Annotated in this window: 24 protein-coding genes, 2 pseudogenes and 1 other annotated feature; of the genes and pseudogenes, 19 read left to right on the top strand and 7 right to left on the bottom strand. The window is 37.1% G+C overall.

The features are described 5' to 3' along the window. Window positions 1–272: 272 nt before the first annotated feature. Complete coding sequence (locus ABN080_RS00555; RefSeq protein WP_349440102.1) at window positions 273–1,943, top strand: formate--tetrahydrofolate ligase; 1,671 nt, start codon at window positions 273–275, stop codon at window positions 1,941–1,943. 148 nt (window positions 1,944–2,091) lie between these two features. Here ABN080_RS00555 and ABN080_RS00550 read toward each other — a convergent pair whose 3' ends face one another. Beyond that, a complete protein-coding gene (locus ABN080_RS00550) occupies window positions 2,092–3,294 on the bottom strand; it encodes a serine hydrolase (protein WP_072069705.1) in 1,203 nt (400 codons plus the stop codon). Between the two features lie 157 nt (window positions 3,295–3,451). On the opposite strand from ABN080_RS00550, the gene ABN080_RS00545 reads away from it, so the two are divergent. Next, window positions 3,452–4,072 carry a glutathione S-transferase family protein gene (locus tag ABN080_RS00545; RefSeq protein WP_196553361.1) on the top strand — a complete coding sequence of 207 codons (621 nt, stop codon included), beginning with the start codon at window positions 3,452–3,454 and terminating at the stop codon, window positions 4,070–4,072. Here the strand turns inward: ABN080_RS00545 and ABN080_RS00540 are convergent. Beyond that, entirely contained in the window at window positions 4,069–4,890 is an 822-nt protein-coding gene (locus ABN080_RS00540) for an SDR family oxidoreductase (protein WP_072069707.1), read from the bottom strand. The genes ABN080_RS00545 and ABN080_RS00540 overlap by 4 nt on opposite strands. 360 nt (window positions 4,891–5,250) lie before the next feature. Continuing rightward, window positions 5,251–5,381, top strand: a sequence feature (His leader region). Between the two features lie 44 nt (window positions 5,382–5,425). On the opposite strand from ABN080_RS00540, the gene hisG reads away from it, so the two are divergent. The 8 genes from hisG to hisIE are packed head-to-tail and all read left to right on the top strand — an operon-like array spanning window position 5,426 to window position 12,551. After that, window positions 5,426–6,325, top strand: a complete 900-nt coding sequence (hisG, locus tag ABN080_RS00535) for an ATP phosphoribosyltransferase (RefSeq protein WP_349440101.1) — start codon at window positions 5,426–5,428, stop codon at window positions 6,323–6,325. Between the two features lie 6 nt (window positions 6,326–6,331). Next, a complete protein-coding gene (gene hisD / locus ABN080_RS00530; RefSeq protein WP_349440100.1) occupies window positions 6,332–7,660 on the top strand; it encodes a histidinol dehydrogenase in 1,329 nt (442 codons plus the stop codon). After that, on the top strand, window positions 7,650–8,732 hold the full coding sequence (hisC, locus tag ABN080_RS00525) for a histidinol-phosphate transaminase (protein ID WP_349440099.1): 1,083 nt from the start codon (window positions 7,650–7,652) through the stop codon (window positions 8,730–8,732). The genes hisD and hisC overlap by 11 nt, the downstream gene beginning before the upstream one ends. 45 nt (window positions 8,733–8,777) lie before the next feature. After that, window positions 8,778–9,845 (top strand): bifunctional histidinol-phosphatase/imidazoleglycerol-phosphate dehydratase HisB, encoded by a 1,068-nt coding sequence (hisB, locus tag ABN080_RS00520; RefSeq protein WP_349440098.1) that lies wholly within the window; start codon window positions 8,778–8,780, stop codon window positions 9,843–9,845. Further along, a complete protein-coding gene (gene hisH, locus ABN080_RS00515; RefSeq protein WP_349440097.1) occupies window positions 9,845–10,435 on the top strand; it encodes an imidazole glycerol phosphate synthase subunit HisH in 591 nt (196 codons plus the stop codon). The genes hisB and hisH overlap by 1 nt, the downstream gene beginning before the upstream one ends. A 6-nt stretch (window positions 10,436–10,441) precedes the next feature. Continuing rightward, window positions 10,442–11,179: a 1-(5-phosphoribosyl)-5-[(5-phosphoribosylamino)methylideneamino]imidazole-4-carboxamide isomerase gene (gene hisA, locus ABN080_RS00510; RefSeq protein ID WP_349440095.1), complete on the top strand. Its 738-nt coding sequence runs from the start codon at window positions 10,442–10,444 to the stop codon at window positions 11,177–11,179. After that, window positions 11,161–11,934, top strand: coding sequence for an imidazole glycerol phosphate synthase subunit HisF (gene hisF, locus ABN080_RS00505; protein ID WP_109400805.1), 774 nt, complete (start codon window positions 11,161–11,163; stop codon window positions 11,932–11,934). Before hisA ends, hisF begins: the two co-directional genes overlap by 19 nt. After that, entirely contained in the window at window positions 11,934–12,551 is a 618-nt protein-coding gene (gene hisIE / locus ABN080_RS00500; RefSeq protein ID WP_082151811.1) for a bifunctional phosphoribosyl-AMP cyclohydrolase/phosphoribosyl-ATP diphosphatase HisIE, read from the top strand. Before hisF ends, hisIE begins: the two co-directional genes overlap by 1 nt. A gap of 146 nt (window positions 12,552–12,697) precedes the next feature. Here the strand turns inward: hisIE and yiaY are convergent, their stop codons facing one another. Then, window positions 12,698–13,849 carry an L-threonine dehydrogenase gene (gene yiaY, locus ABN080_RS00495; protein ID WP_072069716.1) on the bottom strand — a complete coding sequence of 384 codons (1,152 nt, stop codon included), beginning with the start codon at window positions 13,847–13,849 and terminating at the stop codon, window positions 12,698–12,700. A gap of 312 nt (window positions 13,850–14,161) precedes the next feature. Here yiaY and ABN080_RS00490 point away from each other — a divergent pair, with 312 nt between their 5' ends. From ABN080_RS00490 to ABN080_RS00480, 3 genes are all read left to right on the top strand, one after another. Next, complete coding sequence (locus ABN080_RS00490) at window positions 14,162–14,650, top strand: YbaK/prolyl-tRNA synthetase associated domain-containing protein (RefSeq protein WP_349440094.1); 489 nt, start codon at window positions 14,162–14,164, stop codon at window positions 14,648–14,650. A 436-nt stretch (window positions 14,651–15,086) separates the two neighbouring features. Continuing rightward, entirely contained in the window at window positions 15,087–16,436 is a 1,350-nt protein-coding gene (locus tag ABN080_RS00485) for a dicarboxylate/amino acid:cation symporter (RefSeq protein ID WP_072069718.1), read from the top strand. A gap of 708 nt (window positions 16,437–17,144) precedes the next feature. After that, window positions 17,145–18,497 carry a dicarboxylate/amino acid:cation symporter gene (locus ABN080_RS00480; protein ID WP_349440093.1) on the top strand — a complete coding sequence of 451 codons (1,353 nt, stop codon included), beginning with the start codon at window positions 17,145–17,147 and terminating at the stop codon, window positions 18,495–18,497. A gap of 89 nt (window positions 18,498–18,586) precedes the next feature. On the opposite strand, the gene nfsB is transcribed toward ABN080_RS00480, so the two are convergent. After that, the gene (nfsB, locus tag ABN080_RS00475; RefSeq protein ID WP_349440092.1) at window positions 18,587–19,240 is read right to left on the bottom strand and encodes an oxygen-insensitive NAD(P)H nitroreductase; all 654 of its coding nucleotides are present in this window, start codon (window positions 19,238–19,240) and stop codon (window positions 18,587–18,589) included. A gap of 98 nt (window positions 19,241–19,338) precedes the next feature. Here nfsB and ABN080_RS00470 point away from each other — a divergent pair, with 98 nt between their 5' ends. Together ABN080_RS00470 and ABN080_RS00465 are read left to right on the top strand one after the other, a co-directional pair. Next, window positions 19,339–19,707, top strand: a complete 369-nt coding sequence (locus tag ABN080_RS00470) for a winged helix-turn-helix transcriptional regulator (protein WP_072069721.1) — start codon at window positions 19,339–19,341, stop codon at window positions 19,705–19,707. Between the two features lie 77 nt (window positions 19,708–19,784). Continuing rightward, window positions 19,785–20,234 (top strand): annotated as a pseudogene (locus ABN080_RS00465) (tyrosine-type recombinase/integrase); the annotation flags it as partial. Window positions 20,235–20,380: 146 nt separating this feature from the next. On the opposite strand, the gene ABN080_RS00460 reads toward ABN080_RS00465, so the two are convergent. Both ABN080_RS00460 and ABN080_RS00455 read right to left on the bottom strand, forming a co-directional pair. Continuing rightward, entirely contained in the window at window positions 20,381–20,638 is a 258-nt protein-coding gene (locus ABN080_RS00460; RefSeq protein WP_036894997.1) for a colicin E3-like toxin immunity protein, read from the bottom strand. Between the two features lie 14 nt (window positions 20,639–20,652). Continuing rightward, on the bottom strand, window positions 20,653–22,050 hold the full coding sequence (locus ABN080_RS00455; protein ID WP_349440091.1) for a colicin E3/pyocin S6 family cytotoxin: 1,398 nt from the start codon (window positions 22,048–22,050) through the stop codon (window positions 20,653–20,655). Here ABN080_RS00455 and ABN080_RS00450 point away from each other — a divergent pair. Both ABN080_RS00450 and ABN080_RS00445 read left to right on the top strand, forming a co-directional pair. Continuing rightward, window positions 21,971–22,153: a hypothetical protein gene (locus tag ABN080_RS00450; protein WP_349439443.1), complete on the top strand. Its 183-nt coding sequence runs from the start codon at window positions 21,971–21,973 to the stop codon at window positions 22,151–22,153. The genes ABN080_RS00455 and ABN080_RS00450 overlap by 80 nt on opposite strands. 24 nt (window positions 22,154–22,177) lie before the next feature. Next, window positions 22,178–22,327: pseudogene (locus ABN080_RS00445) on the top strand (pyocin activator PrtN family protein); the annotation flags it as partial. 71 nt (window positions 22,328–22,398) lie between these two features. On the opposite strand, the gene gnd reads toward ABN080_RS00445, so the two are convergent. Continuing rightward, complete coding sequence (gene gnd, locus ABN080_RS00440) at window positions 22,399–23,805, bottom strand: NADP-dependent phosphogluconate dehydrogenase (RefSeq protein ID WP_023581264.1); 1,407 nt, start codon at window positions 23,803–23,805, stop codon at window positions 22,399–22,401. 244 nt (window positions 23,806–24,049) lie between these two features. Here gnd and ABN080_RS00435 point away from each other — a divergent pair, with 244 nt between their 5' ends. Both ABN080_RS00435 and ABN080_RS00430 read left to right on the top strand, forming a co-directional pair. Further along, on the top strand, window positions 24,050–25,630 hold the full coding sequence (locus tag ABN080_RS00435; RefSeq protein WP_072069722.1) for a TerC family protein: 1,581 nt from the start codon (window positions 24,050–24,052) through the stop codon (window positions 25,628–25,630). A 76-nt stretch (window positions 25,631–25,706) separates the two neighbouring features. After that, on the top strand, window positions 25,707–26,006 hold the full coding sequence (locus tag ABN080_RS00430; protein ID WP_196553370.1) for a hypothetical protein: 300 nt from the start codon (window positions 25,707–25,709) through the stop codon (window positions 26,004–26,006). The last annotated feature ends 83 nt before the right edge of the window (window positions 26,007–26,089 follow it).

Genomic DNA, 26,089 nt, shown 5'->3' with positions numbered 1-26,089 from the left:
TTTTTTGGATGAGATTAAATTATCATCCTTAGTTAAAATACGTGTAGAAGAAAACTCGATATTGAAAAAAAATCTTACTCAATATAAGTAGCAAAATGTCAAAGATAGGAGTCTGTTACAAAAATTATTTAAAGGGTGTGACGATAAACACGTTATCGAATAGAAAATAATTACAACTTAATCAATCTATTGGCCTTATTTAGATCCTTGGCTACAGTTGATGAGTAAAGATCACTAGAGACATCAGAAACGGGATAAAAAAGAGAACTAAAATGAAATCAGATATTCAAATCTCCCAAGAAGCACACCTCTTACCAATTCAAGATATCGCTAAAAATTTAAATATTGATCAAGATGATATCGAGTTTTATGGCAAATACAAAGCTAAATTTAGCCACAGCATTTGGTCTAAAGTTGCTACAAAAAAAACAGGAAAACTCGTTTTAGTCACAGCAATTAATCCTACCCCCGCAGGCGAAGGTAAAACAACCGTCACCGTTGGATTAGGGCAAGCCCTTAACCATATTGGAAAAAGTGCCATTATCGCGTTACGCGAACCCTCATTAGGCCCTTGTTTTGGTATTAAAGGGGGGGCTGCAGGGGGGGGTTATTCTCAAGTTGTACCAATGGAAGATCTTAATCTTCATTTTACTGGCGATTTTCATGCAATTACGTCAGCAAACAATTTACTGGCCGCCATGCTTGATAACTCCATCTATCAGGGTAATCCTTTAAATATCGATCCCAAGCAAATCGTATTTAAACGTTGTATGGATATGAACGATCGCGCTTTACGAAATATTGTTGTGGGATTGGGTGGCGAAAAAGACGGTATTACAAGAGAAGATAACTTTGTTATTACTGTTGCTTCTGAAATTATGTCAATTCTATGTTTAGCTGAGGATATTCAAGATTTAAAGCAAAGGCTTTCTCAGATCATTGTTGCTTATTCTTACAATGGCAACCCTGTCACTGCCAACGATTTACAAGCCGTTGGCGCAATGGCCAGTTTGTTAAAAGATGCTATTAACCCTAATCTAGTGCAAACACTCGAAAATACGCCTGCAATTATTCATGGTGGCCCATTCGCTAATATTGCTCATGGTTGCAATAGTGTGAGAGCAACAAAATTAGCCCTTCAACTTGCTGATATCACTATTACGGAAGCTGGTTTTGGCGCTGATTTAGGTGCTGAAAAATTCTTTGATATAAAATGCCGAATGAGTGGGTTACGCCCAGATTGTGCAGTGATTGTTGTGACGACAAAAGCACTAAAATACAACGGTGGTTTAGGTAAAGGCGAATGGAATAATGAAGATTTAGTTGCGCTTGAAAAAGGAATTGTAAATCTAGAAAAACATATTGAAAACCTAAAAAAATATGGTTTACCTGTGATTATCTCACTTAATGCCTATGTTACTGATAGTGTTGCAGAACATCAGTTTATAGAGCAATTTTGTCTAGATAGAGATTGTCGATTTGCAATTACAAAAGTGTGGGAAAAAGGAGGCGCAGGCGGTATTGAATTAGCAAATCAAGTCATTGATACACTTGAAAATGAGCATAGCCAATTTCAATTAATTTATCCTAATAATGCCTCGCTTAGTGAAAAAATTAATACTGTCGCAAAAGAGATTTATGGAGCAAATGGAGTGACCTATAGCCAACATGCTCGCAATATGTTGGAAAAAATAGAAAATATGGGGTTCGGCCATTTCCCTGTATGTATGGCAAAAACACAATATTCACTCTCAGATAATCCCGCGTTATTAGGTCGCCCTACTGATTTTACGATAAATGTGCGTGAAGTGTATGTTTCAGCAGGTGCAGGTTTTGTTGTTGTGTTGACAGGCTCTATTACCACCATGCCTGGATTACCGAAAACGCCAGCGGCCATTGCCGTAAATGTTGATAATCAAGGGAAGATTGATGGACTTATTTAAACGCTAAAGTGTGCAATCTCTTTATTTCATTAAATACAAAAAAATCCGTAATCGTATTTCAATTACGGATTTTTGTACAAAAACAACAATGAGTCTTTCTTTATGGGTGAAATCTCAGTAACGCGTTGATAAAACTATTATTGATAAATTAACCAAAAATAGCGTTAAACCAGCCAGATACTGTTTTAACCACAAAATCCCAGATACGACTAAAGAAACCACCTTCTTCAACCGCTTCTTTTACCACTAAAGGACGTTGTTCAATGACTTCATCGTTTAATAAAAAGTTAACTGTACCCACAACCTGATTTTGCGTTAATGGTGCTTCTAATACTGGATTGGTTAAAGTAAACGAGGCTTTTAAATTTTTCAGTTCACCTTTAGGAATAGTGATTGAAGCATCATTAGCTACACCTAAAGCCACTTCACCTTTATCGCCATACCATACTTTTTGCGTTGTTAGTGGTGTATTTTCTTTAACCGGTGTTACCGTTTCAAAAAAACGGAAACCCCAACCTAATAATTTTTCACTTTCAGCAAAACGGACTTTATCTGATGGAGTTCCTAAAACAACCGCAATTAAGCGCATATCACCTTCAGTTGCTGAAGATACAAGGTTATATCCAGCACCATTCGTGTGACCGGTTTTCACGCCATCAACATTCATATTCTTATTCCACAATAAACGATTGCGGTTTGGCTGACGAATATTGTTGAATGTAAATTCTTTTTCTTTATGTATTTCGTATTCTGATGGTACATCACGGATCATAGCCGCTGTTAACAGTGCCATATCTTGCGCTGTTGTATATTGCCCGTCAGAATCTAATCCATGGACTGTTTTAAAATGTGTATTGGTTAAACCGAGATTTTTGGCATAGGAGTTCATTAAATCCACAAAGGTTTCCTGACTACCCGCAACATGTTCAGCTAATGCGATACTAGCATCATTACCTGATTGAATGACCATACCTCTATTTAAATCAATGACTTTGACCTGATCACCCGGTTTCAAGAACATCAATGATGAACCTTTTAATACCGGATTACCTGTTGCCCATGCATTGCGCCCTACAATCACCATATCGTCTGGCGACATCCGCCCTTCTTTGATGGCTTGTCCAACCACATAACTACTCATGATTTTTGTCAGACTTGCGGGATCTAAACGCTCATCAGGTTTTTCCGATGCCAGAATTTTTCCGCTATTGTAATCCATTAATACATAAGATTTTGCCTCTATTTGAGGAGGTACAGGATTATTTACCGCAAATGAAGGACTAGAAATAATTAGCAGTAAACCCATTCCCGCGGTAACCTTACCCAGAACAGATGGAATATTTTTTTTCATTACCGATCACCCTTTTATATCAATTTGTTAAAGCTTTCCTACTATATGGCTTTCTGGAATAAGACGCCAACATTGATATATAGAGATTTATCTTATATTCATGTTTAACGCCCTATAGAGGGAAATTTTATTACTTATCGTGGTTTAGGAGACCTTTATGTTAAAAGTCTGGGGTAGAAAAAACTCATCTAACGTTAAAAAAGTTCTTTGGTGCTTAAAGGAGTTAAACGTACCTTATGAGCAAATTGATGTTGGTGGTCCATTTGGTGGACTCAATGAAGCAAATTATTTAGCAATGAATCCCAACGCTTCTATCCCAACATTACAAGATGATGACTTTGTTTTATGGGAGTCTAATACCATTATTCGTTATTTATGCTCAAAATATGAGAATAACGCACTCTATCCAATTGATCCTAAACAACGAGCAAATGTAGAGAAATGGATGGATTGGTCAAATGGCAGCCTATTTTCACCCATTCAACAAATGATGATAATGATTGTTCGCACACCTAAAGAGCAACAGAACCCCGAGCTTGTTGAAGCATTAAAAGAAAAACTTAACAAACTGATCAAAATTGCAGATAACCAACTGGCAAAAACAACTTATTTTGCTGGAGATGAAATCTCTCTTGCTGATATCGCTATCGCGCCACTGGTTTATCCATGGCTCGAGGTTTGTAAAGATAGACCTCACTTCCCACATATTGAGCGCTGGTTTGCACAATTAAGTGAAAGATCTATTTTCCGTGATGTTGTATTACTGCCTATAAGTTAATTCATTGGCATTTTGTCGGGATCTGGATAATGATAATGGAATCCAAGATCTCGACAGATCTCCTGACCGTCAATTTCCCGTATTAACGGCTTCTCTTCATCTGCAAATTCTGGGGGAATAAGATCAAGTTGAGAGGATACTCTTGAGTAAAAATCTTTCTTTTTAGGATGAATTGGGGCACATAAATTATATAAATGACCACCTTCGTTTTGTGCAAGCAGTTGTTCAACCGCAAAAATCACATCATCTAAATGAACTAAATTGACACACTGATGCGCGCCTTTTACTTGTTTTTTACCCGATAAAAAACGTCCGGCATGACGACCTGGGCCAACTAACCCAGCTAATCGAAGAATATCAACCGTGGTTAACGGTAAACGATGTAACCAGTTTTCAACTTCAGCTAACATTTTTGCCGATTGTGTTTCTGGGCGAATATCCATTTCTTCTGTGATATTACCTGTTTGATTGCCATATACAGAAGTAGAACTAATGTAAATCACTCTTGTAACATGGCGAGACATTGCACTATCCACTAACGTTTGAATAGCTTCAACATAATCATAACCGCCACCAGCGGCACTTGGCGGCAACGTGATGATCAGTACGTCAGTTTCCATTAAGTAATCAAAATCATCTCTATCACATTCAATTGCGGGTGTTAAATTCACTAAACAGCAATCAACGCCACTCATTCTTGCTGCTTCTACGCCATCTTCGGTGGTTTTAGTCCCTTTAACTTGATAACCTGCATCACGCAACGCAGCGGCAAGTGGTAAACCTAACCAACCTAATCCAACGATGGTTATTCGTTTCATTTTGCTCCCCTACTTAAATGGCTTAGTTAAAGTATGCTATAAAATTTTCATTTCGCCATTACATATAAATACTACTTATATTTCGTTAATTTTTAGCATACCCCTATATACTCGCTCACTTGCGGCATTAAGTAAATAAGAGAAATATTAAAATAGCATTAAAAACAAAAGGTTACAAAATAATTAAATTATTATTAAAAAATAGGTTGCTTTTCACTTTGCAAATCATGTAGGTTGAAAGGCAGACAAATTCTGAATGTTGGTTACTACATACATACAAATTAATAGTAACGAGCACATCAAATAACAAATAGTGTAATTAGCTAGGAAAATAATTATGTATAGCATTCAACTAAACCACCATCATCACCATCATCCTGACTAGTCTTTCAGGCGATGAGTGCTGGAAGACGTTTAAGAAACGCTTCCGGTGGTCTGAATGCAGACAAACAATAAAAACCCCGGAAGGCAACTTCCGGGGTTTTTTTATAGCTAATTTTCAAACAAAAAATTAAGACAAGGACAGGGTAATATTATGTTAGACAAAACAAGATTAAGAATAGCAATGCAAAAATCAGGTCGTTTAAGTGATGAGTCTCGTGCCCTTTTAGCACGTTGTGGCATCAAAATTAACTTAAACCAACAACGTCTGATCGCTTATGCGGAAAATATGCCAATCGATATTTTACGTGTAAGAGATGACGATATTCCAGGTCTGGTGATGGACGGCGTGGTTGATTTAGGAATTATTGGAGAAAACGTATTAGAAGAAGAGCTATTAAAACGCCGAGCACAAGGCGAAAACCCAAGTTATCTCACACTACGACGTCTTGATTTTGGTGGTTGCCGTTTATCTCTTGCAACCCCTGTCGATTTTAACTATCAAGGTGCTGAATGCCTAGATAATACACGCATTGCCACCTCTTACCCCAATCTACTAAAACGTTATTTAGACCAAAAAGGCATCAAATTTAAATCATGCCTATTAAATGGTTCTGTTGAAGTCGCTCCTCGTGCAGGTCTTGCTGACTCTATCTGTGACTTAGTTTCTACTGGTGCAACATTAGAAGCTAACGGTTTAAAAGAAGTTGAAGTTATTTATCGTTCAAAAGCGTGTTTGATCCAACGCGATGGGGATATGGAAACTGACAAACAAGCCCTTATCGACCGTTTACTGACGCGTATTCAAGGCGTTATCCAAGCTCGAGAATCAAAATACATTATGTTACACGCACCAAGTGATTGCCTCGAAGATGTCATTGCGTTACTTCCTGGTGCTGAAAGACCAACCATTCTGCCTCTTGCAGGTGACCAGAATCGCGTTGCAATGCACATGGTCAGCAGTGAAACCCTATTCTGGGAAACAATGGAAAAGTTAAAAGCATTAGGTGCAAGTTCAATTCTTGTTTTACCAATTGAAAAAATGATGGAATAAGGTGAAATGATGAAAACGGGTTTTAATACATTAAATTACTGGAATGAATGCACACAAGAACAGCAACAAGTGCTATTAACTCGCCCTGCTATTTCAGCATCCAGTTCAATTACAGAACAAGTTGCTAGCATCATTTCACAGGTACGCAATGATGGGGATAAAGCGCTTAAAGCACTTAGCCAAAAATTCGATAAGGCAGCGCCGGAAAGTGTTTTGGTGCCAAAAACGCAAATTGATGAAGCCACAACAAGACTTAATAACGAAATAAAGCAAGCAATAGCACAGGCGATGAATAATATTCGCCGTTTTCATGAAGCTCAAATTCCTAACACTATTGAAGTAGAAACTCAGCCAGGCGTATTTTGTCAACAAGTAAGCAGACCCATTGATGCAGTAGGACTTTATATTCCTGGTGGCTCGGCTCCATTACTTTCAACCGTAATGATGTTAGGCATCCCAGCGCGTATTGCAGGTTGTCGCAAAGTTATCCTTTGCTCTCCTCCTCCTATTGCTGATGAAATTTTATATATTGCTCAACAAATTGGTATTGATGAAATTTTCCAAGTCGGTGGTGCGCAGGCGATTGCGGCAATGGCGTTTGGTACAGAATCTATTCCTAAAGTAGATAAAATCTTTGGCCCCGGTAATGCTTATGTTACCGAAGCCAAACGCCAAGTCAGCCAATCACTACAAGGTGCAGCTATTGATATGCCAGCAGGCCCTTCAGAAGTTTTGGTGATTGCTGATGCCGATGCAAATCCTGCATTTATTGCTGCTGACTTACTGTCACAAGCAGAGCACGGCCCTGATTCACAAGTTGTGTTATTAACTCCAGATGAAACATTAGCCAAAGCAGTTATTGCTGAAACTGAAACACAACTTACACAATTAAGCCGAGCTGAAATTGCCAAACAAGCTTTAGCTGAAAGTCGAGTCATTATTACTCGCGATCTCAATCAATGTATTGAAATCAGCAATAGCTATGGTCCTGAGCACTTGATTATTCAAACTAATGATGCTGATACACGTGTTGATAGCATTACCAGTGCTGGTTCTGTTTTTCTTGGTGCTTGGTCTCCTGAATCAGCGGGAGATTATGCTTCAGGCACTAATCACGTTCTACCGACTTATGGCTACACCTCAACCTACTCAAGTTTAGGTTTGGCTGACTTTATGAAACGCATGACTGTACAAAAACTCACGGCAAAAGGTTTATCTGATTTAGCACAAACTATTGAAATATTAGCGCAAGCTGAACAATTAACCGCTCACAAAAATGCGGTCACACTTCGTGTTAATGCTTTGGCTCAGGGGAAAAATAACGATGAAAAATGAATTTGATATCACCTCACTTGCCCGAAAAAATGTACGTGAGTTAACGCCTTATCAGTCGGCAAGACGTTTAGGCGGAAATGGTTCGGTTTGGTTAAATGCAAATGAATACCCTGTTGCACCCGAATTTACTTTTAATGAAAAAAATTTAAACCGTTACCCTGAGTGTCAGCCTGTTAATGTCATTAATCGTTATGCCGTATATGCGGGTGTTAATCCAAATCAAGTCTTAGTCAGCCGTGGTGCAGATGAAGCCATTGAACTGCTTATTCGTGCTTTTTGCGAACCGGGTAAAGATGCTGTGCTTTATTGCCCTCCTACTTACGGCATGTATAGCGTAAGTGCAGAAACATTTGGTATAGAACAACGTGTTATTCCTACGCTCGCTGATTGGAACCCTGATGTTAAAACAATGGCATCACAGCTTGATAATGTAAAACTGATCTATCTTTGTAGCCCTAATAACCCAACTGGAAACATTGTTAACCCTTCACTTATTCGTGATGTATTAGAACTTGCTAAAGGTAAAACTATAGTTGCAGTTGATGAAGCTTATATAGAATTCTACCCACAAGCATCCATTGTTTCATGGCTTGAAGATTATCCGAATTTAGTCATTTTGCGAACCTTATCGAAAGCATTTGCATTAGCTGGATTGCGCTGTGGATTTACGCTTGCCAATCCACCCATCATTGAATTATTGCTAAAAGTGATCGCACCATATCCACTGTCAACACCTGTTGCCGACATTGCAGCACAAGCATTAACTGAAGCGGGTATTGACGTGATGAAAAATCGTGTTGCTGAAATATCACGTAACAGAACGGTTTTATCTGATGCATTAAAAAAATTACCGAATGTTGAGCAGGTTTATAACAGCGAAACCAACTATATTTTAGTGAAATTCACTGATGCTAATCTGGTTTTCCGTACTTTATGGGAGCAAGGGATCATTTTACGCGATCAACAACGTCAATATGGGCTTAATGGTTGCTTGCGTATTTCTATCGGTACAACCGAAGAATGTGATAGCGTGATCAATGCCATAAAAAATATTCAAACTGCAAACGTATAAAATATAAAACGATAACAATAAAAATCGCAACTGAGGGAACTTACCATGAGCCAAAAAATTCTTTTTATTGACCGTGATGGTACTTTAATCACCGAGCCACCTACAGATTATCAAGTTGATAGACTCGATAAACTCGCCTTTGAAAATGACGTGATCCCCGCACTGACCGCGCTACAAAAGGCCGGTTACAAGCTTATTATGATCACTAATCAAGATGGATTAGGCACAGAAAGTTTTCCTCAGGCAGATTTTGATCCGCCACATAATTTGATGATGCAAATTTTCTCATCACAAGGAATAACCTTTGATGATGTTTTAATTTGTCCTCATAAACCTGAAGATAACTGCCCTTGTCGCAAACCTGAAACAGGGCTTGTCACACAATACTTAGTTGATGGTGCACTCGATAAAGATAACAGCTACGTTATTGGTGATAGACAAACAGATATTCAGTTAGCTGAAAATATGGGTATTAAAGGCTTACTTTATAATACCAATGAGCTTAATTGGACGGTCATCACAGAACAACTCACCAAAAAAGATCGCTACGCTCACGTTGAGCGTAAAACAAAAGAGACGCAAATTGCTATTGATATCTGGCTTGATCGTGAAGGTGACAGCCAAATCAGCACTGGTGTTGGTTTCTTTGATCATATGCTTGATCAAATTGCCACTCATGGCGGTTTTCGTATGAATATCGACGTACAAGGCGACTTAGTGATTGACGACCACCACACTGTTGAAGACACGGGCCTTGCTTTAGGTGAAGCCCTGCGTGAAGCATTGGGTGATAAACGCGGCATTGCTCGCTTTGGTTTTACATTACCGATGGATGAATGCCTTGCAAGCTGTGCATTAGATATTTCAGGTCGCCCACACCTTGAATACAAAGCAGAATTTAAATATCAACGTGTCGGTGATCTAAGTACGGAAATGATAGAACACTTTTTCCGTTCACTCTCTTACACCATGGGTTGCACATTACACCTAAAATCGAAAGGCAAAAACGATCACCACAAAGCGGAAAGCTTATTTAAAGTCTTTGGTCGTACATTACGCCAAGCCATTCGTGTTGAAGGTAATACTTTACCAAGCTCAAAAGGTGTTCTGTGATGAAAGTGGTTATTCTTGATACAGGTTGTGCCAATTTAGCCTCTGTCGCTTATGCCGTTAAGCGACTCGGTTATGATCCCATTATTTCCTATGAAAAAAACGTTGTACTATCTGCGGATAAACTCTTTTTACCTGGTGTGGGAACGGCTCGCGCAGCAATGGAACAACTGGAAGCACGCGAATTAATTCCTTTAATTAAAGCGTTAACACAGCCTGTTTTAGGGATTTGTTTAGGTATGCAAATATTGGCTTCACTAAGCGAAGAAGGAAAAGGTGTTCCTTTATTAGGGCTCGTTGATGGCACCATTGATAAGTTAGATACAGCAGGTTTACCGTTACCTCATATGGGTTGGAATCAAGTATTAGCGAAACCTGCTCATCCTCTTTTTCGTTCTCTTGATAACGATGCTTGGTTCTATTTTGTTCACAGTTATGGTTTAGCATTAAATGAATCAACCATTGCCGAAACTGAATATGGCTCTCGTTTTAGTAGCGCAATTCAAAAAGATAATTTTTATGGTGTGCAATTTCACCCAGAGCGCTCTGGAAAATCTGGAGCTCAACTTATCAAGAATTTTTTGGAGATGTAACGCGTTATGATCATTCCAGCATTAGATTTGATTGACGGGAAAGTCGTCCGTCTTCATCAAGGTGATTACGCCAAGCAACGCGATTACGATGATAATCCGCTGATTCGTTATCAACAATATGAAAGAGACGGTGCAAAACTGCTTCATTTAGTAGATCTAACGGGTGCAAAAGATCCTTCAGCTCGCCAAATTTCACTATTAAAAGAGCTTGTTGCTTGTGTGAATGTACCAGTACAAGTAGGTGGAGGTATTCGCACTGAAGCTGATGTGAAATCATTACTCGATGCAGGAGCAAGTAGAGTTGTTATTGGCTCTACCGCGATCAGTCAGCCCGAAATGGTAAAAACTTGGTTTGAGCGTTATGGCGCAGATAGCATTGTATTAGCCCTTGATGTTCGTATTGATAAACAAGGCAAAAAATGGGTAGCGGTGAGTGGCTGGCAAGAGAATTCTCTTTATACCCTCGAAGAGATCATCGAACTTTATCAAAGTGTCGGGTTAAAACATGTGTTGTGTACTGATATTTCTCGTGACGGCACATTAACAGGCTCTAACGTTGAATTGTATACAGAAATTAGCCAACGTTTTCCTGACATTTTATTTCAAGCTTCTGGTGGTATTGGTAATTTACAAGATATCGCAGCACTTCCGGCATCTGGCGTCGCTGGTATTATTGTTGGTAGAGCATTATTAGAAGGCAAATTTACATTAAAAGAGGCGATATCATGCTGGCAAAACGCATAATTCCTTGTCTTGATGTTCGTGATGGACAAGTTGTTAAAGGTGTTCAATTTCGAAATCATGAAATCATTGGTGATATTGTTCCTCTTGCTGAACGCTATGCCAAAGAAGGCGCTGATGAGCTTGTATTTTATGATATTACCGCCTCTTCTGATGGTCGAGTTGTTGATAAAAGCTGGGTGTCACGTGTAGCTGAAGTCATTGATATTCCATTTTGTGTTGCTGGTGGCATTCGTTCCGTTGAGGATGCAGGAAAAATTCTCTCTTTTGGGGCAGATAAGATTTCAATCAACTCCCCCGCACTTTCTGATCCAACATTGATTTCACGCTTAGCAGAACGTTACGGTGTTCAATGTGTTGTTGTAGGCATTGATACTTGGTTTGATGAAAAAACAGGTGAATACCTAGTTTATCAATTCACTGGGGATGAAAAACGCACTCAACAAACACATTGGAAAACACTTGATTGGGTACGTGAAGTTCAGAAGCTAGGCGCGGGTGAAATTGTTTTAAATATGATGAATCAAGATGGTGTCAGACAAGGTTATGACTTGAAACAATTAGCTCAAGTACGCCAAGTTGCCGATGTACCTCTTATTGCTTCTGGTGGTGCTGGCGAGATGTCACACTTTCTTGATGCCTTTAAATTAGCCAATGTTGATGGCGCACTTGCAGCGTCTGTTTTTCACAAACAAATTATTAACATTAACGAATTAAAACAATATCTTGCAGAAAATGACGTTAAGGTAAGAATATAATGAATAGTGAAACATTAGCGCAATTAGATTGGGAAAAAGTGGATAATCTTATGCCTGTTATTATCCAAAATGCCATTTCAGGTGATGTATTAATGCTAGGCTACATGAATAGAGAAGCGCTAGATGTGACACTAAAAAGTAGAAATGTCACTTTCTATTCTCGCACTAAACAACGTTTATGGACAAAAGGTGAAACATCAGGCAATTTTCTCAAGTTAGTCAATATTTATCCTGACTGTGATAATGATACTTTACTTATTTTAGCGAATCCGATTGGACCAACTTGCCATAATGGCACTGAGAGTTGCTTTGCTCCTGCACAAAGCCAGTGGGGATTTCTCTATGAGCTGGAAAATATATTACGTGAGCGTAAAAATGCCTCACCAGATAGCTCTTACACTGCCCGTCTTTACGCCAGTGGTACAAAACGAATAGCTCAAAAAGTCGGAGAAGAAGGTGTAGAAACCGCATTAGCTGCCACAGTTAATGATAGAGAAGAGCTAAGAAATGAAGCCTCTGATTTGCTCTATCACTTAATGGTATTGTTACAAGACCAATCATTATCACTCTCTGATGTCATTGGTTGCTTGCAAGAGCGTCATAAAAAAGCTGAATAATTTCTAGCTAATTAGCCCTATCTAGAGCTACCAAACGAGAAAATAACACATAAACAAAAAAGCACCTCATGAGATTTTGAGGTGCTTTTATTACTCAGTTAAGACATAAAAATAACAAAGATTAGTTGTTATTTATTTCTTGAGTATTACATTGCTTGGCGGAATAACTCGATAACATCACTTTCAGTGCCCTGAACAGGGTTAGTGATTGCACAAGCATCTTTCAGCGCATTTTCAGCTAATGTTTTGAAGTCTTCTTCTTTTACGCCTAATTCTTTCAGACCTGCTGGAATACCCACATCTTTAGCCATTTTACGAATTTCTTCGATACACGCTTTAGCGCCTTGCTCATCGCTCATTGCAGAAACATCAACACCCATTGCTTGTGCGATATCTTTTAAACGACCCGCGGCAGCTTGGATGTTATAAGCTTGAACATGAGGTAATAACACTGCATTACACACACCATGAGGTAAATTATAGAAGCCACCTAATTGGTGAGCCATAGCATGCACATAACCTAAAGAAGCGTTATTAAATGCCATACCCGCTAAGAATTGTGCGTAAGCCATATTTTCACGTGCTTGCTCATCACCGCCGTTATCAACAACTTTACGTAAAGACTCACTGATCATAGTAACTGCTTTTAATGCACACGCATCAGTGATTGGGTTTGCGGCAATTGAAACATACGCTTCAACAGCATGAGTTAATGCATCCATACCTGTTGCTGCGGTTAAGCCTTTTGGCATACCAATCATTAATTCTGAGTCATTTACAGACAAGATTGGGGTAACGTTTTTATCAACGATAGCCATTTTAATATGACGAGCAGTATCAGTGATGATACAAAAACGCGTCATTTCAGAAGCCGTACCTGCGGTAGTATTAATAGAAATTAAAGGTAATTGAGGTTTTGCAGAACGATCAACACCTTCATAATCAGCGATTTTTCCGCCATTAGAAGCCACTAACGCGATACCTTTAGCGCAATCATGTGGAGAGCCACCACCTAAAGAAATCACACAGTCACATTGATTTTCTTTCAGCAGAGCTAAACCTGCTTCTACGTTTTCAACCGTAGGGTTTGGTGCAGTACCATCATAAGTTACACTAGAAATACCAGCTTCTGTCAGTAACTTACTGACTTTATCAACAACACCCAGTTGATTTAAAATACTATCAGTGACGATAAGTGCTTTATGAAAGCCAAAGTCTTTCATTGAACTTACCGCTTCAGCCAGACAACCCGAACCAATTTTATTTACAGAAGGGATATAGAATGTTGAAACTGCCATTATTGACTTCCTTTTTAGTAATTAAATCTATGTTTTAATATGTTCTATTCTTTTTGTTCTTAAATTGATCATCATCAAGATAATGAATAAATATCAATTTGTTTGTCATGTTATTACAGGTAATTAAATAAAGAAGCCCAATTACCCTATTAATTCAATAGGATAATACTATTAACATATTATCATTTGTAACAAAATAATTTGAAAAGCTTATCAAAATAATCAAAACCAATCATAAACATCACAGCAGAATATTTTTTTTAAAGTCGTATAATGACCTTAAATAAATAACTTATTAATCAGGAGTCATTGATGTCTTTGACTATTTTTGAGCAACTGACTGCTTTATTAGATCAAAATAATGCTACTTACCGTGTAATGGAACACCCTACCGCAGGTCGTTCTGAAGAAGTTGCAAAAATAAGAGGAACACAATTAGGACAGGGAGCAAAAGGACTTGTTTGCCATATTAAAGGTAACGGTATTAAACAACATGTTCTTGCAATATTACCCGCTGATAAACAAGCCGATCTATCAAAACTTGCGCATCAAATTGGTGGAACTAGAGCGTCTCTAGCAAGCCCTAAGGAAGTTGATGATCTTACCCAATGTGTATTTGGTGCTATCCCTCCCTTTAGTTTTCACCCAGCGTTAAAGCTTGTGGCTGACCCGCTACTTTTTGAACGCTTTGATGAACTCGCTTTTAATGCGGGTACATTAGAACGCTCAATTATTCTTAATACGCAAGATTATAAACGAATTGCACAACCTGAATTAATTTCTTTTATTCGTGAAGAATAAAGTGAGTAATAAAAAGAGCTAATTTATTTTTAACAATTACCCTCGTCATCATTCAGCTAAGGGTAATTGTTATAATAATATCAATTCTTATTGTATATATAGATTTACACGCCAAAAGCAATATTTAAATTATCTGATCAAAAACCTCGCCAAGATTTAATACTAACAATCATTTAAAAGGTAGATTTTATCTCTTAAATTCCATATTCGGTTACATTTAACACTAAAAAATGTACGGAATAGAATTTTTTTACTATTTTTTTCGATTCAGCACTCAATAATTAACTAAATAGATTTTATGTTATTGACCTGATTTACTCGTACATTTAAGTTAGCATCAATAAAATTACAACAATGTAAAATTTTATTTACAACTCTGTCTTTTTCTAACTTATAAATATATAAATAATGTACCAATAGGTGCAGGGACACTTTCATGCAAACTTCAACTAAAAAACAACCGCTTTATAAAGTATTATACGTGCAAGTGATTGTTGCTATTTTACTCGGTATCTTACTTGGTCACTTCTATCCTGACGTTGGTGAATCATTTAAACCACTTGGTGATGCTTTTATTAAAATCGTAAAAATGATCATCGCACCGGTTATCTTCTTAACTGTCGTAACGGGTATTGCTGGTATGAATAATATGAAAGCGGTAGGTACAGTCGCGGGTAAATCCATGGCTTACTTCCTTACTTTCTCTACCATTGCATTAATTATCGGTTTAATTGTTGCAAATATTATTCGCCCTGGTGATGGTCTCAATATTTCTCCAGCCTCATTAGATGCGAGCAAAGTAGAAAGTTATGTAGCAAAAGCGCATGACTCTTCAATTGTTGGCTTCTTAATGAATATTATTCCTGATACGGTTATTAGCCCATTGGTTAATGGGAATATTTTACAAGTACTATTTGTTTCTGTGATCTTTGGTATTGCCTTAGCGTCTATCGGTGCTCGTGGTGAACCGGTTCTTAAATTTTTACAAAACTTCTCTGAACCTGTATTCAAAATGGTCGGTATGCTAATGAAATTAGCCCCTATCGGTGCTTTTGGTGCAATGGCCTTTACCATTGGTAAATATGGTATTTCATCAATCAGTAACTTGGTATTACTTGTTCTGACTTTCTATATAACTTCATTATTATTCGTTCTTGTCGTGTTAGGTGCTGTTGCAAAATATAATGGCTTCTCTATTCTCTCTTTAATTAAATATATAAAAGATGAGCTTTGGTTAGTATTAGGGACATCTTCTTCAGAAGCGGCTTTACCTAGCTTAATGCGTAAAATGGAAAATGTAGGTTGTAAAAAATCAGTTGTCGGTTTAGTTATTCCAACAGGTTATTCCTTTAACTTAGACGGCACTAACATCTATATGACCATGGCAGCTTTATTTATTGCACAAGCTACTGGTATCGACCTTTCATTAACAGAACAAATTACACTGCTTTTAGTCGCAATGATAAGTTCAAAAGGTGCTGCTGGTGTTACTGGTGCAGGCTTTATTACTTTAGCTGCAACTTTATCCGTTGTACCAAGTGTTCCTGTTGCAGGTATGGCATTAATTCTAGGCATTGACCGCTTTATGTCAGAGTGTCGTGCATTAACCAATCTTGTGGGCAATGCTTGCGCCTGCATCGTGGTTGCTCGTTGGGAAAATGCCTTAGATAAAGAAAGAATGAATGATGTCTTTAGTGGTAGAACATCAAGTGAATTTATTGAAGATGCTCCATTAGATGCTATTGAAATTGAATCTGATAATGCAATTAAAATCCCAGTGAAATAAAAAGTATTTTTTATAATCAATAGAAGAGCACTTATGTGCTCTTCTATTTTTCATATCTATTACCTTCAAAAATAAATACTTATTTTTTTATAATTTATAAATAAGAAATAATATTATGAACAAACTAAAAGAACTAATAAAATAGATATTCACTAAAATTTCTATTTTCTGCAATCATAATACCTCTCTGTTTATTTTAATACGAGATATCTCAGAATTCCGCTCAATATTCGCCTTTATTATTCTTTCTGAATTTTTCTTTGTTTGTTGGTTAGAATTTATTTTTATTACGGATTTTGTGAATGGTACATACTTTCCATAATAAACCTAAGAATAAAAATAATTTGCTTATTACCTCTTAAACTAATTTTTCCTCGTCCACTTTTATTTACATTTCTCTTTTCTTATTCACTTTAAAATCGATTTAAATATACATGTCATTAAATAAGCACAATAAAAATAAACAAAAAAATAATTTTATTAACCTAACGTTTAAGTTAAATAAATTTCAAAAAAAATACAAAAATAGGAATTAAAATCTAATTTTTTAGATGAAGAGCACAATATTTGATAAAATCAACTTTATTTTATTGACCTAGTTTACTCATACCTTTAAGTTACCTGTCACAACAAAATAAATGTAAATAATAATTTACATCATAATTTCTTTTTTATTTAGTCAATATCTTTCAGTTACAGGGAATTTTTATGCAGACTTCATCCCGCAAGCTCCCCTTTTATCGTGTGTTATATATCCAAGTCATTATAGCTATCATTTTCGGTATTTTATTAGGCCATTTTTATCCTGATATTGGTGAATCTTTCAAACCGTTAGGTGATGGATTTATCAAAATAGTAAAAATGATCATTGCTCCTGTTATTTTTCTAACCGTAGTAACCGGCATTGCTGGTATGAACAATATGAAAGCCGTTGGAAAAGTAGCGGGTAAATCGATGATTTACTTTCTTACATTTTCTACAATTGCACTTGTTATTGGATTAATCACTGCCAATATTATTCGCCCTGGTGATGGTTTAAATATCTCTCCTGAATCATTAGACAGTAGCCGAGTAGAAATGTATGTCACTCAGGCACACAGCTCTTCTCTTGTTGATTTTTTCATGAATATCATCCCTGATACTATCGTTAGCCCATTAGTTAACGGCAATATCTTACAAGTGCTGTTTGTTTCTGTGATTTTTGGTTTGGCATTAGCATCAATAGGCTCACGAGGTGAACCTGTATTAAAATTCTTACAGCATCTTTGCGATCCGGTTTTTAAGATGGTTGGTATGCTAATGAAGTTAGCGCCTATTGGTGCTTTTGGTGCAATGGCTTTTACTATAGGCAAATACGGCATTTCTTCCATTGGTAATTTAATGTTGTTGGTGATTACTTTTTATCTAACTGCATTACTTTTTGTGTTGGTAGTTTTAGGTGCTGTTGCTAAATATAATGGTTTTTCTATCCTCTCTTTAATTAAATACATAAAAGATGAGCTTTGGTTGGTATTAGGCACCTCTTCATCTGAAGCTGCGTTGCCCACATTAATGAGTAAAATGGAACAACTTGGCTGTAAAAAATCAGTCGTTGGTTTAGTTATTCCTACTGGTTATTCCTTTAATTTGGATGGTACTAATATCTATATGACCATGGCGGCATTATTTATCGCTCAAGCAACAGGCGTTGATTTGTCGTTAACAGAGCAAATTACATTACTGTTTGTTGCCATGATCAGCTCAAAAGGTGCAGCAGGTGTTACTGGAGCTGGTTTCATTACTCTTGCCGCAACATTATCGGTTGTTCCTAGCGTTCCCGTTGCCGGTATGGCTTTGATCCTAGGTATTGATCGTTTTATGTCAGAATGTCGCGCATTAACTAATCTTGTGGGTAATGCTTGCGCTTGTATTGTTGTCGCTCGCTGGGAAAATGCATTAGACAAAGAGAGAATGAATGATGTTTTTAGTGGAAATGTATCAATAGAAACTAAGCTAGATTCTGATTTAGTATCAGATAAAATAAATGAAAAAACACACTATATAAAAGCATCTGAACAATAGTTTTTATATTTCTTAATAAAACACAAAATAAAAAATATCACGAGAAAACCTCACTTAATAAAGTGAGGTTTAAATCAAAAACTTAAAATTTAAATATCTGTGATAATTTCACTCTGTGGCAATCTTGATTTTGGCAAATTGTAGTTGAAATCATCTTCTTCTCTATAGCCTAATGCAACAATTGCCACGGCATGGAGGCCTTTATCATTTAAAGAAAATGTTGAATCTATTTTTGATAGGTCAAAGCCTTCCATTGGTAAAGCATCAATTCCTAACGTTGCAGCTCCTAATAACAAAGAGCCCATATTTAAATAAACTTGTTTCTCTATCCAATGAGATAAATCATCAAGTTGCTTTTCATGTAAATTAACAAAAAATGATCGAGCAAGTTTATTCTGCTCTTTAAATTCTGCTGTAGAATATCGTCCAGCTTTATCTTCTAATTCAAGCAGATGAGAGAGATATTCTTCAGATAAAGTATTTTTTGCACACATAACCACAACATGTGAAGCACTTAATATTTTCTCTTTATTAAATTCATATCCGCCTTCTGTTGATCCCGCAATTTTCTGCTTTGCTTCATCACTTTTTGCTATAAAAAAATGCCATGGCTGAGTATTCACACTTGATGGGCTTAGTTGTAATAATGCTTTTATTTGTTCTAACTCTTGCTCAGGGATCACTTTATTTTTATCAAAATGTTTTGTCGCATAACGTGTTTTTAATATCTTTAATAAATTCATTTATTACACCTATTCCAAATAAGACACTTGTATCTGTGCTATTTTAATAATAATTTACCATCTAGCAAGTACGCACAATTTATGTATATAGGATACAAATGGATACTGTCAAAAAGAACAGATATAACAACTATACCTATGATGGATGCCCGGTTGAGGCTTCTTTAGAGCTAATGGGAGGTAAAGGAAAAGGCATGATCCTTTACCATTTACAGGGGAAAATACTGCGGTTTAATGAACTAAAAAGAAAACTTATTTCAATAACGCCTAGAATGCTAACTAAACAATTACGTGAACTTGAGTCTGATGGGCTTATTGAGCGCAAAGTATATGCCGAAATTCCACCCAAAGTTGAATATAAATTAAGTGAAGACGGAGAATCACTCTCTCACGTTTTAGCTGCACTACAAAGCTGGGGAGAAGAAAGAGCAATACCTCTATTAGAAAAATCTGCCCATAGGAAATAAAGATAATTAAAATAGACGATTTCAGTTAATTAACATGCATATTAAGCTTAGTTTTAAAGTAAGTTTAAATAGATATTATTCCATACAGGGATATTTTTATGTTTTCTATACTTTCATGTATGCGAATAGGTGAAGTCTGTAAGATTTTATGGACTGATGTCGATTATGCTAGTCGTTCGGTTTTAGTTATAGATAGAAAAGATCCAAGAAAAAAATCGGCAATCACATGGTGGTGCCTTTACTTGGTGAAGCTTGGGAAATTTTGAGCCGACAAAGCAAAACTAATGATAGGATTTTTCCATATAATTCTCAGTCTGTATCTAAAGGTGTTCACAAGGTTAGGGATAAACTGGGAATTATTGACTTCCGATATCACGACCTTAGACGTGAAGGAGCTAGTCGTTTATTTGAGGCAAGATTTAGTATAGAGGAAGTAGCACAAGTCACTTACAACCCTCTGGCAAGTTTACACTGAACTGTTCCCCCAAACGTTACATGACAAATATAACATGCTCACTAATAAATAAATTCAGCCTTATGATTTACATCTATTCTCATTCTCTTATTGTAGGATAGATGTTACCCACGATATTAACACGCCAGTTAATGAATACCCGCCACTCATCCGTGAGTAACGGGTATTCGCCTTCCTTTCATCCCTGACGATAATTAATTACCACTTATCTCGGTAAGCAAAAGCAATAAAATAATCATACTTATTTTGTTCAATTTTATGAGTTATATGCTTTTGAATTGTATCTATCCATTCTTTTTCCAAGTCAAACTCACCATTATTGATAATATTCTCATTTTTTGGATTAACCGTTTCTCCAATTAAAAAATCGTCATCTCCAAAATCTTTGGAATATTCTTCACCAATAAAGTCTTCTGTCTTTTTATCGAACCAATAAACTCTTAATTTCAATCCCATGATTTGTCATCTCCTTATAAATATTTTTTGATATTGCGTTTCGGATCTGCCGGTTTAAGTTGCTTACCCGTTTTCGGGTCAAATGCCCCAATATGTTGTCCATCGCTAGCACGATAACCTTCAATTTCACCATGCTGATAATCCCACTCATAAATTTTACGTCCTTTATCCCCGAGCCAACGAGCTCGTTTACCAGCTCCGCCTTGCTTAGGTGTTTTGGGCTTGCTTTCTTTTAATTCCCCCAATCCCTTAATATCTTGAGTTTTCGGTGGCTCATGGTAACCATGGCCTTTTTCCTTAACGCCCTGGCGTTTTTTATCCTGCTCAGCCTTAAGCTTATCCTCAGCGGCTTTTTTCTTTCCTTCTGCTTTTTTTCGCGATTCAAGAATGGGGGCCAATTTTTTCTTTGCATCTTCGATTTGAGTATGCATTGCTAACACTTGGTCTGCCAGTCTATTATGAAGAGCAGAAAATAGTAATATTTGCCAACCAGTGACTATATTTTCTTTTACTGCTTCATTAACGACATTTCCTAAATAACTTTTGACTCCATCCTTAAGTAAAATAGATAGAAACCTCTTATTATTAAGTGAAATTTCAATATTTTTTAGCGCTTCTTTTTGTTTATAGTTTTGAGAATAAACTAGAGGATTTTTAACAGGATCTGCTAATGCTAAACCTTCTGGCGTAGCTTTGAGTTTATTAATAACAGCGACTTGAGCCTGATAATGTTTATCAATATTAGCTAATCTTTTCTTCGCTTCTTCAAGCTCTAATAATGCAGCTTCTAACGGATGCAGTGTCGACCATTCAGCCCATTCTGTTTCTACTATTTGCTTTTCATTATTGACATCAATGACATCAATAATAGAGACATAAAGAGCTTCATGTTTACCACCAAAATCAACAATGGCATGATGGGTCTTTAATTTAGATGAAGGGATATAATATCCAGCATTGGGCTTAGCGTTGATGACTACTTGTTTATTTTTATCTGCTTTGTTTTCAGAAACGCTAATGCGTACTGGCTTTGCCCCCGTAATAATAGGGGCTGTATAAATGTTAGGTGTGCTTGTTGCTGTTGCCTTTACGATTGGAATACTAATAGCCTGACCTGTAGATACAATGCTTCGTTGCTTTCCAGTATTCTTATCTAAAGCAGACATGACCTGAGTATGTATGCTTAATGATTTTTTTTTACCAATATCACTAATTTGATTAGTAACAATATCCGCAGGCATTGTGGTAACTTTGCGTGCTTTATTTCTATCAAATATATCCCTATCCAAAATGCCATAATTATTCAATAAAGCCATTTCAGCTTGAGTAGACATGATATTGCTACTTGGCCACAATCCTTCGATTGCAATTCCAACACCTGTAACCCTAGCAAGCTTTGGCGCAACTGACATTGCTTCAACTGCACTAGTTCTTAGCGCTGTTAGTGATTTAGAAAAAGCACTCTTAACGTTAGCGGAAACAAATGGACTTGATGTAAAACTGAGAACTCCTTGATAAGTAAGAAAACCTAAAGCAGGAAGAAAAGCTAATGCAGGTGAATTACCGATACCAACATATCGCTTAAATGATAGTCAAAAATCACCTAGGATGATCCATGTAAATGACTTAGCATCTTATATAGACCAGCAAAGAGACGAGGCTGTAATTGAATTTAATCGCTCAAAATAAAAAAGGTGCTCATTAATAAGCACCTTTTATTTGTTATATTAATCGAGATATAACTTAATATTTAATCTTACTTATTCCATCCACTCTGTGTGGAATACGCCATCTTTATCAGTGCGTTTATACGTATGTGCACCAAAGTAGTCACGTTGTGCTTGGATTAAGTTTGCTGGCAATACTTCTGCACGATAGCTATCGTAGTAAGAAATAGCAGCAGAGAATGTTGGCGTAGGAATACCAGCTTGTACACCGTAACAAACAACATCACGTAGCGCTTGTTGGTAATCATCCGCGATTTGTTTGAAGTAAGGCGCTAACAGCAGATTTGCAATACTTGCATCTTCATTATATGCATCTGTAATTTTTTGCAGGAATTGCGCACGAATGATACAACCCGCACGGAAAATCTTCGCGATTTCACCGTAGTTTAAATCCCAGTTATATTCATCTGATGCCGCTTTCAGTTGTTGGAAACCCTGCGCATAAGAAACAATTTTTCCTAAATACAGTGCACGACGAACATTTTCAATAAAGGCTTTTTTGTCGCCAGAGAATGCTTTAGGGGTTGGGCCTGATAATACTTTAGATGCCGCAACACGTTGATCTTTTAATGAAGAGATATAACGAGCAAACACAGATTCAGTGATAAGAGTAACAGGTACACCTAAGTCTAAAGAGCTTTGGCTGGTCCATTTACCGGTACCTTTGTTTGCAGCTTCATCAAGGATAACATCAACAAGGTATTTACCTTCATCATCTTTTTTACGGAAAATATCAGCGGTAATCTCAATCAAGTAGCTACTTAATTCACCTTTATTCCACTCAGTGAAAGTTTCTGCTAATTCTTCATTAGTCAGACCTAAAGAGTGTTTTAATACGGAATAGGCTTCTGCGATCAATTGCATATCGCCATATTCAATACCATTGTGAACCATTTTCACATAGTGACCCGCGCCATCAGCACCGATATAAGTCACACAAGGTTCGCCTTCAGCAACAGCCGCAATTTTTTCAAGGATTGGCGCGACTAATTCGTAAGCTTCTTTTTGTCCGCCAGGCATGATTGAAGGGCCTTTTAATGCACCTTCTTCACCGCCAGAAACACCAGTGCCGATGAAATTAAAGCCTTGCGCTGATAACTCACGGTTACGACGAATAGTGTCTTTAAAGAATGTATTTCCGCCATCGATAAGGATATCGCCTTTATCTAAATGCGGTGTCAATGCAGCAATTGTTTTATCCGTTGCTTCACCCGCTTTTACCATTAATAAGATACGGCGCGGTTTTTCTAACGAATCAACAAACTCTTCAATAGAATAATTCGGAACCAGTTTTTTACCTGGATTTTCAGCGATAACTTCATTAGTTTTATCGCTTGAGCGGTTGTAGATAGAAACAGAATAACCGCGGCTTTCAATATTTAGCGCTAGGTTACGTCCCATTACTGCCATACCAACCACGCCGATTTGCTGTTTTGACATGAAAATAACTCCCGTCTGAAAATAAACCTGCCAGTATCAATGTACTGACAATTTGTTAACCTGATCACATAGTAACTCACTCTCTCACTTGGTGGTAGTTATTGATGTAATTGGTATCACAATCTTTTATACAAAATGAAATTATTACCCTTCTATTGATAATAAATTATTGAAAAATTCCTCCAAATTGCTCATTATTCCCAAGTCGGCATATGCCGTCTTTATAGAAGGTAAAACAAACTGTATGGAATGGATCTTGGATCCGACGATCTGGGTAGGACTTTCCACCCTAATTGTTCTCGAAATCGTACTTGGTATTGATAACCTTGTTTTTATTGCTATTCTGGCAGATAAACTCCCAGCAAAACTAAGAGATAAAGCGCGTATAACAGGGCTATTATGTGCCTTAATAATGCGTGTTGTGTTGTTATTTAGTCTCTCTTGGCTTATCACTCTGACAAAACCTCTTATTACACTGTTTGATCATCCTTTCAGTGCAAGAGATTTAATTATGCTTCTCGGAGGGATATTCTTGCTGTTCAAAGCCACTATGGAGCTTAATGAACGGCTAGAAGGTAAAGACCACAATGAGGGAAAACAACGTAAAACAACCAGCTTTTGGTCTGTTGTTGCCCAAATTATCGTGCTGGATGCGGTATTCTCGCTTGACTCAGTAATAACTGCTGTGGGTATGGTTGATCATTTAGGTGTTATGATTGCGGCTGTTACTATCGCAATGTTCTTAATGATCCTGGCAAGTAAGCCTTTAACGAACTTCGTTAATAACCACCCAACCATTGTGATTTTGTGTTTAAGTTTCTTACTGATGATTGGTTTTGCATTAGTTGCCGAAGGCTTTGGCTACGCCATTCCAAAAGGTTACCTATATGCAGCGATCGGCTTCTCTATCATGATAGAAGTCTTTAATCAGCTAGCACAATTTAATCGTCGCCGTTTCTTATCAGCCTCTCGTTCTTTACGTGAACGAACAGCTGAAGCCGTGTTACGTATTATTAATGGTAAGCCTGAATCATCCGAATTAGATCATCACACATCCGATTTAGTCTCTAATGCTGAAGAGGTATTTGATCCTCAAGAACGTCAAATGATTGTGCGTGTGCTTGGTTTAAGTCAACGTAATGTCAACAGTATCATGACTTCTCGCCATGATGTTGAATATGTAGACTTAAATTCAACGCAAGATGATATCCGCCAATTATTGGAAAAAGATCCTCACTCTCGCCTAGTGATTACTGATGAACAACACAGTGATGAACCCGTTGGAGTTGTGAATGTTATTCAGCTGTTGAATCAACAATTACGTAATGAGCCGTTAAACTTACGATTGTTAGTAACACAGCCACTGATCTTCCCTGAAGGTTTATCCTTATTACAAGCATTAGAACAATTCCGAAGTGCTCATACTCACTTCGCTTTTGTTGTAGATGAATTTGGTTCAGTTGAGGGTATCGTCACGTTAACTGACGTAATGGAAACCATAGCAGGTAACTTGCCAGTCAGTTCTGAAGAAAACGATTCACGCCACGATTTGGTTCAAAATGAAGACGGTTCATGGACTGTTAATGGCTTTACACCACTTGAAGACTTAGTACTTTATATTCCAATAAAATTGGATGAAAAACGTGAGTATGAAACTTTAGCAGGCTTATTAATGGAGCATTTACAACGTGTTCCAACTGTTGGTGAGAAGATCCTTATTGATGGTATTGAATTTGAGCCATTAGAAGTGAACAACCATCGAATTAATAAAGTTCGAATTGTGGAACCTACACCTGAAGACGAAGAAAACGTTGACGAAGCGTAATCCCTGTCAAATAGCAAAATATCCGCCTTAAAGGCGGATATTTTTTATCTGAAGATAGTATCTACTGGAAAGTCATATGCATACCAATGTCTGCGTTAAAATCGTCTGGTTAACCTCGGTTGAAGGAGGAAGACAATCTCCACCGCCTTTAGCTGGTTTTTATTATCCAACCACTCAACTACCTTATGAACCAAATAGCTGGAGTCTTGCCATTGAAATCACTCACACAAAACAAGAGCCTGAACATTGGATAAGTGAGGGAAATATGCAGTTTTTAGTTGAACATGCCCCCCATCATTTATTAGAAAAATTAGAAAAAATTGAAATTTATGAAGGCCCTAAAAAAGTCGCAGATGCTTTTATTCAGTTTAACTAATTATTTTTTATACGACTTTTCTTAAACAAATAAAAAAACGGGCTTTGTTTAATGACAAAGCCCGTCAATAAAATTTAAAACAA

It is taken from the genome of Proteus sp. fly-1089 (genome assembly GCF_040138965.1).
GTDB lineage: Bacteria > Pseudomonadota > Gammaproteobacteria > Enterobacterales > Enterobacteriaceae > Proteus > Proteus vulgaris_B.
The sequence above is the reverse complement of the archived record's forward strand: the minus strand, read 5'-3'. Positions and strand labels throughout refer to the sequence as shown.

Excerpts from the sequence above, each read along its gene's own strand:
- ABN080_RS00480 (WP_349440093.1), top strand. The coding sequence starts at position 17,145 with ATGCAGACTTCATCCCGCAAGCTCCCCTTTTATCGTGTGTTATATATC.
- hisG (WP_349440101.1), top strand. The coding sequence starts at position 5,426 with ATGTTAGACAAAACAAGATTAAGAATAGCAATGCAAAAATCAGGTCGT.
- ABN080_RS00485 (WP_072069718.1), top strand. The coding sequence starts at position 15,087 with ATGCAAACTTCAACTAAAAAACAACCGCTTTATAAAGTATTATACGTG.
- ABN080_RS00455 (WP_349440091.1), bottom strand. The coding sequence starts at position 22,050 with ATGTCAGTTGCGCCAAAGCTTGCTAGGGTTACAGGTGTTGGAATTGCA.
- ABN080_RS00450 (WP_349439443.1), top strand. The coding sequence starts at position 21,971 with ATGATATTGCTACTTGGCCACAATCCTTCGATTGCAATTCCAACACCT.
- ABN080_RS00460 (WP_036894997.1), bottom strand. The coding sequence starts at position 20,638 with ATGGGATTGAAATTAAGAGTTTATTGGTTCGATAAAAAGACAGAAGAC.
- ABN080_RS00540 (WP_072069707.1), bottom strand. The coding sequence starts at position 4,890 with ATGAAACGAATAACCATCGTTGGATTAGGTTGGTTAGGTTTACCACTT.
- nfsB (WP_349440092.1), bottom strand. The coding sequence starts at position 19,240 with ATGAATTTATTAAAGATATTAAAAACACGTTATGCGACAAAACATTTT.
- hisC (WP_349440099.1), top strand. The coding sequence starts at position 7,650 with ATGAAAAATGAATTTGATATCACCTCACTTGCCCGAAAAAATGTACGT.
- ABN080_RS00435 (WP_072069722.1), top strand. The coding sequence starts at position 24,050 with ATGGAATGGATCTTGGATCCGACGATCTGGGTAGGACTTTCCACCCTA.
- hisB (WP_349440098.1), top strand. The coding sequence starts at position 8,778 with ATGAGCCAAAAAATTCTTTTTATTGACCGTGATGGTACTTTAATCACC.
- ABN080_RS00545 (WP_196553361.1), top strand. The coding sequence starts at position 3,452 with ATGTTAAAAGTCTGGGGTAGAAAAAACTCATCTAACGTTAAAAAAGTT.
- hisF (WP_109400805.1), top strand. The coding sequence starts at position 11,161 with ATGCTGGCAAAACGCATAATTCCTTGTCTTGATGTTCGTGATGGACAA.
- hisD (WP_349440100.1), top strand. The coding sequence starts at position 6,332 with ATGATGAAAACGGGTTTTAATACATTAAATTACTGGAATGAATGCACA.
- hisIE (WP_082151811.1), top strand. The coding sequence starts at position 11,934 with ATGAATAGTGAAACATTAGCGCAATTAGATTGGGAAAAAGTGGATAAT.
- ABN080_RS00470 (WP_072069721.1), top strand. The coding sequence starts at position 19,339 with ATGGATACTGTCAAAAAGAACAGATATAACAACTATACCTATGATGGA.
- yiaY (WP_072069716.1), bottom strand. The coding sequence starts at position 13,849 with ATGGCAGTTTCAACATTCTATATCCCTTCTGTAAATAAAATTGGTTCG.
- ABN080_RS00555 (WP_349440102.1), top strand. The coding sequence starts at position 273 with ATGAAATCAGATATTCAAATCTCCCAAGAAGCACACCTCTTACCAATT.
- hisA (WP_349440095.1), top strand. The coding sequence starts at position 10,442 with ATGATCATTCCAGCATTAGATTTGATTGACGGGAAAGTCGTCCGTCTT.
- ABN080_RS00550 (WP_072069705.1), bottom strand. The coding sequence starts at position 3,294 with ATGAAAAAAAATATTCCATCTGTTCTGGGTAAGGTTACCGCGGGAATG.
- hisH (WP_349440097.1), top strand. The coding sequence starts at position 9,845 with ATGAAAGTGGTTATTCTTGATACAGGTTGTGCCAATTTAGCCTCTGTC.
- ABN080_RS00430 (WP_196553370.1), top strand. The coding sequence starts at position 25,707 with ATGCATACCAATGTCTGCGTTAAAATCGTCTGGTTAACCTCGGTTGAA.
- gnd (WP_023581264.1), bottom strand. The coding sequence starts at position 23,805 with ATGTCAAAACAGCAAATCGGCGTGGTTGGTATGGCAGTAATGGGACGT.
- ABN080_RS00490 (WP_349440094.1), top strand. The coding sequence starts at position 14,162 with ATGTCTTTGACTATTTTTGAGCAACTGACTGCTTTATTAGATCAAAAT.